At 72.6% G+C, this 14417-nt stretch carries 6 protein-coding genes; 3 read left to right on the top strand and 3 right to left on the bottom strand.

Going from position 1 to position 14417, the window contains the following annotated elements; translation table 11 throughout:
- The coding region (locus ABZ896_RS48440; RefSeq protein WP_360944382.1) for an SDR family NAD(P)-dependent oxidoreductase at positions 1–274 on the bottom strand (274 nt) is incomplete at its 3' end.
- Between the two features lie 133 nt (positions 275–407).
- On the opposite strand from ABZ896_RS48440, the gene ABZ896_RS48435 reads away from it, so the two are divergent.
- The 3 genes from ABZ896_RS48435 (at position 408) to ABZ896_RS48425 (ending at position 4342) form a co-directional block, all read left to right on the top strand.
- Entirely contained in the window at positions 408–1271 is an 864-nt protein-coding gene (locus ABZ896_RS48435; RefSeq protein ID WP_360944379.1) for a helix-turn-helix transcriptional regulator, read from the top strand.
- A 913-nt stretch (positions 1272–2184) separates the two neighbouring features.
- On the top strand, positions 2185–3723 hold the full coding sequence (locus ABZ896_RS48430; RefSeq protein ID WP_360944376.1) for an MFS transporter: 1539 nt from the start codon (positions 2185–2187) through the stop codon (positions 3721–3723).
- Between the two features lie 7 nt (positions 3724–3730).
- A complete protein-coding gene (locus tag ABZ896_RS48425; protein ID WP_360944373.1) occupies positions 3731–4342 on the top strand; it encodes a TetR family transcriptional regulator in 612 nt (203 codons plus the stop codon).
- 17 nt (positions 4343–4359) lie between these two features.
- Here ABZ896_RS48425 and ABZ896_RS48420 read toward each other — a convergent pair whose 3' ends face one another.
- Both ABZ896_RS48420 and ABZ896_RS48415 read right to left on the bottom strand, forming a co-directional pair.
- Positions 4360–9132, bottom strand: a complete 4773-nt coding sequence (locus ABZ896_RS48420) for a type I polyketide synthase (RefSeq protein WP_360944370.1) — start codon at positions 9130–9132, stop codon at positions 4360–4362.
- A partial coding sequence (locus tag ABZ896_RS48415; protein ID WP_360944367.1) for a type I polyketide synthase occupies positions 9132–14417 on the bottom strand: 5286 nt, incomplete at its 5' end. The genes ABZ896_RS48415 and ABZ896_RS48420, both read right to left, overlap by 1 nt.

The following is a 14417-nucleotide window of genomic DNA, read 5'->3' as shown; positions in this document are numbered from 1 at the left end:
GCTCACGGTGCTGTGCATGCTCATCGGCATCGTCGGCGGCATCCAGGACGTCGAGACGGCCGGCGTCCGCGCGGACGAACTCTGCGGCGGCCTTGACCGAGTCCTCGTCGGTGACGTCGAGTTGGACGAAGCGGGCGCCGAGTCGCTCGGCCGCCTCCCGGCCGCGCTCCGCATCGCGCGCCCCGACGTAGACGGTGTGCCCGGCCTCGATCAGGCGGCTGGCCGTCTCGAAACCCAGGCCCTTGTTGGCTCCGGTGATCAACGTGGTGGTCATGTGTTCACTCCGTGCTCGGTGAGGTGGTGACGCCTCCACCCTCCCCGGACCGCGCACGGACAGACAGTGCCCGCCTCAGCCGGTGGACCGGCAGTACCAGGCTGTCCGGACGCGGCGACGCGATACTGGAACGATGAGCGAATCCGGGGAACTGGGCAGAGCCCTGCACACCTGGCGGGACCGGGCCGACCCCGCAACCGTCGGACTGCCCACGGGCGGGGTACGTCGGGCCGCCGGGCTGCGCCGCGAGGAACTGGCGCAGCTCGCCAGCCTGTCGGTGGACTACATCACCCGCCTCGAACAGGGCCGGGCCACCTCCCCGTCGGCACAGGTCCTGTCCTCGCTCGCCCGCGCGCTGCGGTTGTCGGCGGCCGAGCGCGAATACCTCTATCTCCTCGCGGGGCAGCCGGCGCCGGGCCCCGGGCAGATCTCGGCGCACATCCCACCAGGGGTCCGACGGCTGCTCGACCATCTGGACGGCTCACCGCTGAGCGTGCATGACGCGGCGTGGAACCTGATCCTGTGGAACCCGTTGTGGGCCGCCCTGTTCGGAGACGCGTCCGCGCTGCGTGGGCGCGAACGCAACATCGCCTGGCGGCACTTCGCCGGCGTGCCCAGCCGGGTCAGCCACTCCCCCGAGCAGGAAGCCCGGTTCGAGGCGGCCCTGGTGGGCGATCTCAGGGCGGCCACCGCCCGCTACCCCGCCGATGCCGGCCTGCGCTCCCTGATCAGGGACCTGCGGGGTGTCAGCACCGGCTTCGCACGGCTGTGGGACACGGGCATCGTGGGCATCCACGAGTCGGACACCAAGACCGTCCATCACCCCGACGTCGGCACCTTCACCTTCGACTGCGACGTGCTCGTGGCCCCCGGCAGTGATCTGCGCATCGTCACCTACACCGCCGCGCCTGACAGCGACGCCGCCGACCGGCTCAGGCTCCTCAACGTCCTCGGCACCCAGGCCCTGGCCGAGGACAGCGCACCTGGGCAGCCGTAACGATTCGGGCCGGCCGTTCTGGTCGCTCGCTACGACCGTGATCACTGCCGGGTGGCGAGGTACGGCGGCCAGCTGTTTCCCGGCGGGCTGGAACCAGCGCTGGGCGGTCGCGGGGCTGATGCCGACGAGGTCGGAAGCGACGACGGGCGGCAGGTCTACGATGGCCCGCCGTCAGCGCGGTGTCGCGTGCAGCGCCTGCGGGGAGGCCGTGTTGCTTCATCTGGGCGGCCAGACCTACGGGGTTGACCTAGATGCTGGGCAGGCACGACGCCAAGCAGGATAAGGCACCGACGCGCGGGCAGTGGGGCGCGAGTTGGGTGATCTGCTCTTCGAGCGGGCGGTCGGCGCCGGCGGGGGCGCGGCCGCCTGGTCGCGACGGCGCAGAAGACGAGCGCGCACCGGTCGCCGTACTCCGGCGGCATCGTTCCTGGAGGTCGAGTCGAACCAACTCGGCGCATCGCCGACTGTATTTTTCGAGTTCCTCAGAGAGTAGTGCGGGCCATTCTGTCCCGATCTTCTTGGTGCACGCATCCTTGCCATGGCCGATCCCGCGTCAACCGTCCACCACCACCGGTTCTCCAAGCGGGCCGTCAGCCAGAAGAGCCTTGAGCAGCGCGGGCAGCCCTGCAGGGGGAGCAGGTCGGATGTCTTCGCCAGCGCGGGAGATCGTTCCAGGGCGGTCGACCGAAGTCCGGGGCCCGGCTCCGGCGTTCGAAGCGCCAGACGGACGGCACCGGATCGGTGGACTCCCAGCGGGCATCGGACAGATCCAGGCCTCCTGGGATGAGGCAGGCGAAAGTCGGCTCCCGCACCGCAGACTCGCCGGCTTCGGCTCACCGCGTACAGGACTCCGGTTCCCGCGAGGCGACAGTCACTCGCTGAAGGGGGTAACCTCCATTTGGAGGTTACCGTTATGCATGAGACAGGCAGGCAGAAGTGGTGGGCGCTCGGGGCAGTGAGCCTGAGCATCCTTGCGGTGAGTCTGGACGGCACGGTGCTCTCGGTGGCACTGCCGACACTCGCCCGGTCACTGGACGCCTCGCAGGCTTCACTGGAGTGGTTCTCGTCCGGCTATCTGCTGATGCTGGCCGCCGCCGTACTGCCGGCGGGCCTCATCGGTGACCGCTACGGCCGCAAGAAGCTCCTGCTCTTCTCGCTGGCACTGTTCGGCGTCGGCTCGGTCCTGTGCGCCTACGCGCCCGACGCGACGGTGTTCCTGATCGCTCGGCTGATCATGGGTGTGGCGGGGGCCGGGGTCACCGTCATGGCGCTTTCGGCGCTGACCGTGCTGTTCACCGACGAGGAGCGCCCCCGGGCGGTCGGGATCTACGAGGCCGCCAACTTCCTCGCCCTGCCGCTCGGCCCGGTCCTGGGCGGCTGGATGCTGTCGCACTTCTGGTGGGGCTGGGTGTTCCTGCTGAACGTTCCGGTCGTCGTGGTCGGTCTCGTCGTGGGCATGGTGCTGGTACCGGAGTCCAGGGCATCCGACCGGCCGCACCTGGACCCGACCGGCATCGCCCTGTCGACGACGGGACTCGTCCTGTTGACCTACGGCCTCGTCGACGCGGGCGAACACGGCTGGACCCACCCGGTGAGCACGGTGACCATCGTCGCCGGGCTGGCCCTGCTCGGCGGTTTCTTCCTGTGGGAGAAGCGCGTCACCGCACGCGGTGGCCAGCCGCTGATCGATCCCGCGCTCTTTCGCTCCAAGCTGTTCACCTGGGGCGCTCTGCTCAGCGGGGTGTCGGGGCTGAGCATGGTGGGCCTGCTGTTCGTCATGCCGCAGTACTTCCAGGCGGTGCGGGGCGTGGACGCCCTGGGCTCGGGGCTGCGTCTGCTCCCGCTCGTCGGCGGTCTCATCCTCGGTGCTGCGCCCGCCAGTCGGCTGGCCCGCGTGGTCGGGGCAAAACTCACGGTGTCCCTCGGGTTCGCCCTCATCGTGGTGGGTTCGCTTCTCGGGACCGCCACGAGCACCGGGTCCAGCACGCTGTTCGTCGCGGTCTGGATGACCGTGCTGTGCGCGGGAACCGGGCTGACGCTGACCGCGGCGACGGCCGTGGCACTGTCCCAGCTGTCCGCCGACCGCAGCGGGATCGGCTCCGCGGTCGTCCAGGCGTTCCAGAAGACCAGCGCGCCACTCGGCACCGCGGTCATGGGGAGCGTGGTGGCCGCCGCCTACCAGGGGCACCTCGCTCTGCCCGCCCTCTCCTCGGACGATGCCGCGAGCGCCCGGCACAGCGTCTACGAGGGGATGGCACTCGCCGAACGGCTCCGCTCGGCCGCACTGACCGGGCAGGTCCAGGACGCGTTCACGTACGGCATCAAGACGGCCATGCTAGTGTCGGCGGGGATCGCACTCGCGGGGATCGTCCTGGCTCTGGTCTTTCTGCCGCACCGGGCGGAGCGCGGGACGCGTCAGGATCCGGCGCCGGTCCGTGACGCCGTAAAGTAGAGCCGCTATGTCACCGAGGACCTCTGAGATCAAGCCGCCCCCGGTCGGGCTGCGGGAACGCAAGAAGGCCCGCACACGCGCCACCATCCAGAGTCATGCGCTGCGGCTGTTCCGCGAACAGGGCTACGACGCCACGAGGATCGAGCAGATCATCGACGCGGCCGAGGTCTCCGAGACGACGTTCTTCCGTTACTTCCCCACCAAGGAAGCGCTGGTCCTGTCCGACGACTACGATCCCGAGCTCGTCGCCGCCTACCGGGCGCAACCGGCCGAGGTTCCCCCGATACAGGCGCTGCGCAGTGCGTTCCGAGAGGTCTTCGGCTCGCTGGACGCGCAACAGCGCGCCGAGCAGCGCGAGCGGATCGCGCTGATCCAGGCCGTGCCCGCGCTGCGCGCGTCCATGCTCGGCCAGTTCGCCGAGGCCATGAACCTTCTCGGTGACGCCGTCGCCGAGCGCACCGGCCGCCGCCCGGACGACTTCGCCGTGCGGACGCTCGCCGGTGCGCTGGTCGGCGTGATGATGGCCGTCCTCGCCGCGATGGCCGACGATCCGCAGGCGGACGTGGCGCCCCTCGTCGACCGGGCCATCGGGCAACTGGAGTCGGGGCTGTCGCTGTGAACGTGTGAGGCGCGGGGTCAGTCCTCGCCGAGTTCCCGGTCGATCACCGCGAACAGCTCCTCGTCGGTCGTGAGCGCCCCGGCGTCCGTGGCCGCGGGTGATGTTCCCGAGGGTGCGAGCGTGCGCGCGAGGGCGAGCAGGCGGGTGACAGCGGACTCGCGTGTCTCGGCGGAGGACGTGGCCAGCGCGGACTCCAGGGCGGCGAGCTGTTCCAACGGGGAGGCGTCCAGCGTCTCGGCCAGGTGGGCAGCCAGCTTGTGCGGGGTCGGATGGTCGAAGATCATCGCTGCGGGCAGCCGCAGGCCGGTCGCGTCGGCCAGCCGGTTGCGCAGCAGCACACCGGCGGCCGAGTCGTATCCGAGGTCGCGGAACGGTGTCGTGGGTGGCAGTTCGGTGTCCTCGCCGTAGCCGAGCAGGGCCGCGGTCTGTTCACGGATCAGATCGAGGAGCGCGGCTCGGCGCTCGACGGGCTCCAGTGCGCGAAAACGGCTCCCGGCTCGCGGAGGAGCGGTGTCCGGGTCTTCCTCGACCGCTTCCTCCGGTGCCGCGCGCCCGGTGGTCAGGGGCAGCTCGGTCAACAGGGGCCGAGGACGGGCGGCGCAGTAGATCTCGTGGAACCGCGCCCAGTCCATTCGGGCGATCGAGACCGTCGTATCACCGATCTCGACGGCCTCCTGGAGGGCGGCCAGTGCCGGTCCCGGATCCATCGGCTCCAGACCACCGCGTCCCATCCATTCGGCTCGCTCAGCCGTGTCGGCCAGGCCTCCACCGGACCAGCTGCCCCACGCGATCGAGGTCGCCGCCAGTCCTTCGGCCCGCCGTCGCTCGGCCAGCGCGTCGAGGTAGGCGTTGGCGGCGGCGTACGCGGCCTGCCCCACCGTGCCCCAGACAGCGGCACCGGAGGAGAAGAGCACGAAGGCGTCCAGGAGGTGGTCGGCGAGCAGGTCGGACAGATGGGCGGCGCCATCGGCCTTGGCCGCGAGAACGTCGTCGAGTTCCGCCGAGGTCAGCTCTGTCAACGCGGTACCGGGGCCGAGCACCCCGGCCGCGTGCACGACCGCCGTGACGGCCCGTTCGTCGGGTACGGCGGCCAGGACGGCGGCGAGCGCGGCACGGTCGGAGACGTCACAGGCGGTGACGGTCACGCCGGCGCCCAGCGCCTCGAGTTCTGCCCGCAGGGTGTCCGCGCCGGGCGCCGCCCCTCCGTGCCGGGAGAGCAGGAGCAGGTGCGGTGCCCCGAGCCGGGCCAGGTGTCGGGCGACGTGGGCGCCGAGCGCACCGGTACCGCCGGTGATCACCGTGGTTCCCCGGGGCCGCCAGGGCCGACTCGCCCCCCGCCGGGCGGGAGCGGGCACCAGCCGCCGGACGTAGCGGCCCTCCGGACGCAGCGCCAGCCCGTCCTCGTCCCCCGGGTCGGCCAACGCGGCCACGAGGGCGTCCGCGAACCAGGGCTCGTCCGCAGCACGGATCGGGACGTCGACGCAGCGGATCCGGCCTGTGGCGTTCTCCAGTCCGCCGACCAGGGACAGCCCCCAGACGAGTGCGTGCTCGGGCGCCGTCACCGGGTGTCCGGGAGTCCCCACCGCTCCCCGCGTGAGCGACCACACGGGGGTGTCGGGATCCGTACGGGCCACGGCCCGCAGCAGGGCGACCGTTCCGGCCAGACTTCGTGCGGCGTCCGAGCTCGGCAGGGGCTGATCCACTCCCGGGGCCGGTCCTCCCCCGGCGAGCAGCGACAGCACCCCTGCGGGCCGGTGAGCCGCCACCACGGCCTCCAGATCGCCGTCGGCGGGCACCGGCACCGCATGGGCCCCGTAGTCGGCCAGGATGCGTGCGCAGGCCTCGTGCGACGGGTCGCCCGGCCGATGGACCACGAGCCAGGTGCCGGCCACCTCGCGAGCGGGCGGGGTGACCGCGGGCCGCCACACCACCGCGTGCCGCCAGGAGTCCGCCGTCATCCGGCGGCCGCGCTCGCCGTACCAGCCTGAGAGTGCGGGCAGCAGTTCCTTCACCGCCTGTCGGCCGCTCCCCGCTCGCAGGGCGAGCAGATCGGCCAGTTCGTCGGCGTCCTCGCGCTGGACCGCTCGCCAGAACTCCGTCGAGGTGCCTTCGTCATCGGTCGGGGCGAGCCAGTAGGGGCGGTGGTCGAAGGCGTACGTCGGCAGATCCGTCGACGGGGCCCTGCCCTGGACGGCACTCCAGTCGACGGACCCGCCCCGGGCCCATACCTCGCCCAGGGCGCGGTGCCAGTCGTCGGGCGGCCCGTCCCGGTGCAGCGTGGGGTGCACCACCGCGTGCGGTACACACTCCTCGACGGCCGCCGTGAGGACGGGATGGGCGCTGATCTCGACGAACCTGGTGTGGCCCGCCGCCTCCAGGGCCCGGACGGCGTCGTCGAAGCGGACGCGATTGCGCAGGTTGTCGTACCAGTACCCGGCATCCATCTCGGGCCCGTCGAGCAGGGATCCGGTGAGGGTGGAGTAGAGCGGCACCTGGGCCGGGCCGGGGACGATTCCGCTCAGTTCGGTGAGGATCCGGTCCCTGGTAGGTGTCATCAGGGGCCCGTGGGAGGCGTAGTCGACATCGAGCATCCTGGCCCGGGTGCCCTGGCTCTCGCACCGTTCCAAGAGGTGCCGTACGGCGTCGGCGGGCCCGGAGACGACGGTGGAAAGGGGACTGTTGACGGCCGCCACGACGAGATCCGGGACTCCGTCGAGCCAGCCGCGCACCTCGTCGGGTCCTGCCGCCAGTGAGGCCATCCGGCCACCCACCGCACCCTTCGCGAGCGTCCGGGACCTGCGCACCACGACCCGTACCGCGTCCTCCAAGGTGAGCACACCGGCGATGTGCGCGGCGGCGATCTCGCCCTGGGAGTGTCCGACCACAGCCGCGGGGCGGACGCCGACCGACTCCCAAAGACGCGCCAGACCCACCATGACGGCGAACAGCACGGGTTGGAGGACGTCCACCCGGTCCGTCTCGGCCCCACCGTGCAGCACTTCCGTCGGCGACCAGCCCTCTGACTCCCGTACGAGGGCGTCCACCTGGCCGACGGCCTCGGCGAACACGGGCTGGTCGGCCAGCAGGGCGCGCCCCATCCCGCGCCACTGCCATCCCTGTCCCGGGAACACCCACACCGGATCCGGCTCCGTGGCGACCGCCCCGCCCGTGCCGGTGGCCAAGTAGGCGTCCAGGCCCGCGAGCAGTTCGCCGGCGGAGGTACCGGTCGGGCACAGGCGGTGGCGCAGCGGCGCCCTGGTCGCGAGTCCGCGAGCCACCTCCAGAGGCGGCCGGCTCGCCGCGTACGCCCGCAGCCGTTGCGCCTGGCCGCGCAGAGCACCGCGGGTGGCGGCCGACAGGGGCCATGCGACGGCGGTGGCGTCCGCGACCTGCGTGGGCTGCCGCTCTGTCGCATCGGACGGCTCGGGGGGCTGTTCCACGATCACATGCGCGTTGGTGCCGGAGATCCCGAAGGAGGAGACCGCGGCGCGGCGCGGATGTCCGGCCGCGGGCCAGGCGACCGGCTCGGTGAGCAGCCGTATGCCTCCCGAGTCCCAGTCGGCCCGGGGGGTCGGTGCGTCCACGTGCAGGGTCCGCGGCAGCAGCTGGTGCCGCAACGCCAGCACCGTCTTCAGGACACCGGCGACGCCGGCGGCCGCCTGCGTGTGGCCGATGTTCGACTTCACCGAACCCAGGTGGAGCGGTCGATCGGGCCGCCGGCTCCGGCCGTAGGTGTTGAGGAGTGCCTGAATCTCGATCGGGTCGCCCAGGGCGGTACCGGTGCCATGGCCCTCCACGACGTCCACGTCCGCGGGGGTCAGCCCGGCGTCGGTGAGGGCGGCTCGGATCACCCGTTCCTGGGCAGGCCCGTTGGGGGCGGTCAGCCGGCTGCTGGCACCGTCCTGGTTGACGGCTGTGCCCCGCAGGACGGCGAGTACACGGCGCCCGTTGCGGCGTGCGTCCGAGAGCCGTTCCAGTACGAGTACGCCCGCGCCCTCCGCCGCCCCGAACCCGTCGGCGGCCGCCGCGTACGCCTTGCACCGGCCGTCAGGAGAGAGCGCGTGCTGCCGGGAGAACTCCACGAACACCGTGGGCACCGGCATCACGCTCACCCCACCGGCCAGTGCGAGCGCGCACTCGTCGCGCCGCAGGGCCTGCACCGCCAGGTGGATGGCCACCAGGGAGGAGGAACAGGCGGTGTCCACGGTGATCGCGGGCCCCTCGAGCCCAAAGGTGTACGCCACCCGGCCGGTCAGCACGCTGAGGGCGTTGCCGAGTACGGCGTACCCGTCGCCCTCCTGTGCCGCGCCCCCGTATCCGGAGGAAGAGGCCCCGACGTAGACGCCGGTGGCCGTGCCGGTCAGACCGCGGGGGTCGAGGCCGGTGCGTTCGGCGGCCTCCCAGCACACTTCCAGGAGCAATCGCTGCTGGGGGTCCATGGAGCGGGCTTCGCGGGGTGAGATGCCGAACAGTTCGGCGTCGAAGCCCGCGACGTCTTCGAGGAAGCCCCCTCGGGAGGTGTGACTGCGGCCGGGGCGTCCCGCGTCCGCGAGATCGGCGGGCCAGTTCCGGTCGGTGGGGAAATCGCCCGTGGCATCCGTCCCGTCCGCCAGCAGTCGCCACAGGTCCTCCGGCGTGGCGACACCGCCCGGGAACCGGCAGGCCATGCCGACGACGGCGACGGGCTCGTGTGCGGCTTCGCGCAGCCTCCGGTTCTCGCGGGCTAGGCGTTCGCGTTCTTTGACGGCGGCGCGCAGCGCGGCCACGACCTCGGTGCCGGGTACGTCCATCAGTCGTCTCCCCGGGCCAGCCGGACCAGGTCCGTCAGGCTCATCTCGTCGATCTCGGCGGACTGCTCGCTCTCGGTGCGGCCGCGCTCCACGTCCGCGGCGTTGTCGTCCGCCGCACCGGCCAGCCTCAGCAGCGGTTCGAGGATCCCCGCGCCGCGCAGGCGTTCCACCGGTATGGCGGCGAACAGGTCGCGCAGGTCTGGTTCCGCGTGCTTGTCCTGCGGGCCGAGCTGGGCGTGCAGGTACTGGGCGAGGGCGTGGGGGGTGGGGTGGTCGAAGATGGTCGTGGTGGTCAGCCGCAGGCCGGTGGCCTGGTTGAGGTGGTTGCGCAGCTCGACCGCGGTGAGGGAGTCGATGCCGCTGTCCAGGAAGCCCCGGTGCGGGTCGATCTGCCGAGGGGTGCTCCCGAGAACGGCCGCGGTGTGGTGCTGGACGGCCGCCAGGAGCTGGGCGGTAGTCCGTCCCCTCACCATCGCTGGTCCGGCGGGGCGCTCGACGCGGGGCGTGCCCCACAGCGGGTCGACGGGCACGTGTGCGGGGTTGCGCGGGGCGGCGAGACAGTGGGCGGAGGTTCCCGCCACGGCTGCGTCGAGCATCCGCAGGCCCTCTTGCGGCGTGAGTGCGGCGAGCGGTGACGCTGCCATACGCGCCTGGTCGGCCTGGGTGCGACCCGCGGTCATGGCTGTGGCCTCCGTCCACAGTCCCCAGGCGATGCTGGTGGCCGGAAGTCCGTGGGCGGCGCGGTGGGCGGCGAGCGCGTCCAGATAGGTGCTGGCCGCCGTGTAGTTGGCCTGACCGGGGTTGCCCAGCAGTCCGGCGGCCGAGGAGTACAGGACGAACGCGGCCAGGGGGGTGTCCCGGGTGAGGTGGTGGAGGTGGACGGCGGTGTCCACCTTGGCGGCCAGGACCTCGTGAAGGGTCTGGGGAGTCTGGTTGGGGAGGGTCGCGTCGCGCAGTACGCCGGCGGTGTGGATGACGGCCGTCAGCCGGTGACCGGTGAGGGCGGCGGCGAGACGCGCACGGTCGGTGGTGTCACAGGCGGTGATCGTCACGTGGGCGCCCAGCGCCGTGAGTTCCTCCCGCAGCTCGGGCGCGCCCGGTGCCCGCAGTCCCTGTCGGGACAGCAGCAGGAGGCGTCGGCCGGGGGCGGCGAGGTGGCGTGCGGCCAGGGCCCCCAGGGTGCCGGTGCCGCCGGTGATCAGGACGGTGCCGTCGGGGTCGAGAGGTGGCGCGACCGTCAGGACGTTCTTGCCCACGTGCCCGCCCCGGGCCAGGTGCCGCAGCGCCTGCCGGGCCCGGGGCAGCGGCCAGGCGGTGACGGGCGGGTGGTGGAGGTGACCGGCGGCGAAGAGCGCGACCACCTCGGTGAGGATGTCGTGGGTGCGGTCCGGTCCGGCCTCGGCGGCGTCGAAAGCGCGGTAGGTGACGCCCGGGTGGAGACGGGCGACCTCGGCGGGGTCACGGACGTCGGTCTTGCCCATCTCCAGGTGACGGCCGCCCACTCCGAGGAGAGAGAGGGTGGCGTCGACCTGCGCCCCGGCGAGCGAGCCCAGGGACACATCGATGTCGTGCCCCGCGAAGGTCTCGGCGTACTCGGTGGTGCGGGAGTCGGCGATACGTTCCGGAGGGATTCCCATCGCCTCCAGCACCGGCCATTTGGCCGCGGACGCGGTCGCGTACACCTCGGCGCCGAGGTGGCGGGCGAGGTGGAGGGCGGCCATGCCGACGCCGCCGGTCGCCGCGTGGATCAGGATCCGCTCGCCGGGCCGCAGTCCGGCCAGGTCGACCAGCGCGTAGTAGGCCGTGATGTGGGCCGCCGGCACGGCGGCCGCCTGTTGCCACGTCCACTCCTGCGGCATCCGTACGACGGTCCGGGCGTCCGCGACGGTGACGGGCGCGAACGCGTCGGGCATCACGCCGAACACCCGGTCGCCGACCCGCAGTCCGGCGACCCCGGGTCCGGTCTCCACGACTTCTCCGGCCCCCTCGCCACCGAAGGCGTCGTCACCGGGGACCATGTTCAGGGCTACGACGACGTCGTGGAAGTTCAAGCCCGCGGCACGCTGGTGGAGCCTGACGTGGCCCGGTGGCAGCGGCCGGTGCGGGGCGACGACGGGAGCGATGTCGTCGAAGGAGCCCGTGCCGCCCGCGGCCAGATGCCAGGAGTCGTCGGTCGTGAACCCCTGCACATCGCCGATGCCCTGCTCCGCGTCCCTGACGCGCGGGGCGAGCAGCTGTCCGCCGTGCCAGAAGAGCTGGGGTTCTCGTGCGACGTGGCCGAGGATCCGGCGCCAGTCGACGGGGCCGGCGTCGGTCTCCAGCAGGGTGACGGGCAGGGGCAGTTCGTTGCGGGCCGTACGGGTCATGCCGTGCAGGACGCTCGCGGCCAGGTCGCCGGCCCGGGTGACGACGGTGACACCCCAGTCGGCCGCGTGGATGCCGGCCAGCTCCTGGAACAGGCGCAGACCGGCCTCGGCGACCTGGTGGGCGGCGGAGGCTTCCGGCTCGGTGTCGACGTCCGTGTCGGGGCCGCGCAGATCGACCAGGACCCAGGCCGTACCGGCGGGGACGTCGACGAGGCCCTTGCAAGGGACCGCGCCGGTCACCTCCAGGTCGCCGATGACGGCCACGCGCCCACGGAATTCCGGCGCGTCCCCGAGGGGGGTCCGGTCGACCCGGTGCACTCCGCCGACCCGCGCCGATCGGGCCCGGCTCGGGCGGGCGCGCAGCTGGGCGACGCGGGCCAGCGGGGTGCCCGACTCGTCGGCGAGTTCGACCCGCAGGGTGCCCTCCCCCTCGGCGGCGATCCGGACCCGGGCCCGCCGGGACCCGGTGGCGTACAACCGGACGCCCTGCCAGCTGTACGGCAGCCAGAGCCCGTCGGCCGGCAGCAGTCCACCGACGGCTGTGAGGTGGGCGGCGGAGTCCAGCAGCGCCGGGTGCACACCGAACCGGTCCACCTCACCCGCGCCGTCCGGGAGTTCCACTTCTCCGAACACCGTTCCGTCCGGGCCGCGCCACGCGGCGCGCAAGCCCTGGAAGACAGGCCCGTACCCGTAGCCGCGGTCCGCCAGCTCCTCGTAGAAGCCTCCGAGGTCGACGGGGCTCGCGGTGGGCGGCGGCCAGGCCGTGCCCCAGTCGAAGGTGGCCGGCGGGGGGTCCTCGGGGCCCAGAGTGCCCACCGCGTGAACGGTGAAGGCGCGGCTGTCGGCCGGGCGCGCGTACACCGTGAACCGGTGTTCGGTGTCGACGACCACCTGGACGTCCACGGCCGACACGAGGGCCAGGGGTTCGACGACGACCAGTTCCTCGACGCGCCCGGCGGACACCAGCCGACCGGCCCGCAGCGCCATCTCGACGAACGCCGTCCCCGGGACGACGACGGTGGACGCCACGCGGTGGTCCGCGAGCCAGCCTGTCGGCGTCAGCCGTCCGGACAGGACGACATCGCCGTCGTCGCCCGCGACCGTGACGGCCGAGCCGAGCAGGGGGTGCCCGAGATCCTCCACACCGAGCTTGCCTGCGTCGGCGGCCGGGCCGGTGTCCGGCGCCCAGTAGCGGGCGTGGTCGAAGTCGTAGACGGGCAGTTCGGCGGCGCCGGCGGCCTCGCCCAGTGTCCCGGTCCAGTTCACGCCCGCTCCTGCCGTCCAGGCCCGGCCGAGTGCCTCCAGCCAGCCCTCCGTGCCGTCGGCGTCCCGCGTCAGGGTGGGCTGGACGTGCGGAGTGACGCCGGCCTCCTCGGCGATCTGCTCCAGGCTGGGCACGAGCACCGGATGGGCGCTGACCTCGATGAACATCGGCCGGTCCAGCAGTCCTTCCACGACCGGCCCGAACGCGACGGGCCGGCGGAGGTTCTCGTACCAGTACTCGGGGCCGAGTTGCGGACCGTCCAGTTCCAGGCCGGTGGTCGTCGAGTGCATCGGCACCCGTGCGGTCCGGGGGTCTATGCCCTCGAGCTCCGCCAGGATCCGTTCCCGTACCGCTTCGACCGCCGGGCCGTGCGAGGCGTAGTCGACGTCGATCGTCCGCGTGCGTACGCCCCGCTCCCGGCAGGCGTCCAGGAACGCGGTCAGTGCCGCGACCGGTCCCGACACCACCGTGGCTCGGGGCCCGTTGATCGCCGCCACCTCCACACCGTCGTACGGCCGAGCCCACGCTCCGACCCGCTCCGCGTCGGCGGCGACCGAGGCCATGCCACCGGCGCCCGCCAGCGCGACCAGCGCACGCGAACGGCCCACGACGACACGCACCGCGTCCTTCAGGGAGAGGATGCCCGCCACATGGGCGGCGGCGATCTCGCCCTGCGAGTGACCGACGACGGCGGCGGGCCGTACTCCGGCGTCCTCCCACAGCCGGGCCAGTCCGACGAGTACGGCGAACATCACCGGCTGCACCACGTCGACCCGTTCGGCCGGGGTGTCCCCGCGCAGCACCGCGAGCGGTGACCAGTCGGCCAACTCCTGCACCAGGGTGTCCACCTCGGAGACGGCGGCGGCGAAGACCGGCTGCTCATCGAGGAGCCGGCGCCCCATGCCGGTCCACTGCCAGCCCTGTCCGGGAAAGACGAACACCGGGCGCGCACGCGAGGCGGCGACTCCGGTGGCCCCGGTGTCCGACCGGTCCAGCCCGCTGAGAAGCTCCTCGGTCGTCCGGCCCACGGCACAGCGGCGGTGGCGGAGTTGAGCGCGGCCCAGCAGCGCGCGGGCCACCTCCTCGGGACGGCGTCCGGCGGCGAACTCCCGTATGCGGTCGACCTGTCCACGCAGTCCGGCCTCCGTGGCGCCCGACAGGAGCCAGGCGACCGGCCCGTCGAAGTGTTTCGGAGCAGCTGTCGTCATCGCGTCGTGATGGTGTTCGAGGACGACGTGGGCGTTGGTCCCCGACGCCCCGAAGGAGGAGACGGCGGCGCGGCGCGGCCGGTCCAGGTCGGGCCAGGGGGTGGTCTCGGTGAGCAACTGCACTGTGCCGCTGTCCCAGTCGACCATCGGGGTCGGTTCCTCGGCATGGAGTGTCCTCGGCATGACACCGTGCCCGAGCGCCAGCACCGCCTTGATGACACCACCGATGCCCGCGGCAGCGGACGAATGACCGATGTTCGACTTCAAGGATCCGAGGTAAAGGGGCGTGTCGCGGTCTTGGCCGTAGGTGTTCAACAGCGCCTGGGCCTCGATCGGATCACCCAACCGCGTGCCCGTCCCATGCGCCTCCACCACATCCACATCCCCCGTCCCCAACCCCGCATCCGCCAACGCCGCCCGGATCACCCGCTCCTGCGACGGACCGTT

The organism is Streptomyces sp. NPDC047072, assembly GCF_040643855.1.
Classification (GTDB): domain Bacteria; phylum Actinomycetota; class Actinomycetes; order Streptomycetales; family Streptomycetaceae; genus Streptomyces.
Note: the sequence above shows the minus strand (reverse complement) of the source record. Positions and strands in the feature narration are given on the sequence as shown.

Coding starts and splice junctions, on each gene's coding strand:
- ABZ896_RS48435 (WP_360944379.1), top strand. CDS start 408: ATGAGCGAATCCGGGGAACTGGGCAGAGCCCTGCACACCTGGCGGGAC.
- ABZ896_RS48430 (WP_360944376.1), top strand. CDS start 2,185: ATGCATGAGACAGGCAGGCAGAAGTGGTGGGCGCTCGGGGCAGTGAGC.
- ABZ896_RS48425 (WP_360944373.1), top strand. CDS start 3,731: ATGTCACCGAGGACCTCTGAGATCAAGCCGCCCCCGGTCGGGCTGCGG.
- ABZ896_RS48420 (WP_360944370.1), bottom strand. CDS start 9,132: ATGGACGTACCCGGCACCGAGGTCGTGGCCGCGCTGCGCGCCGCCGTC.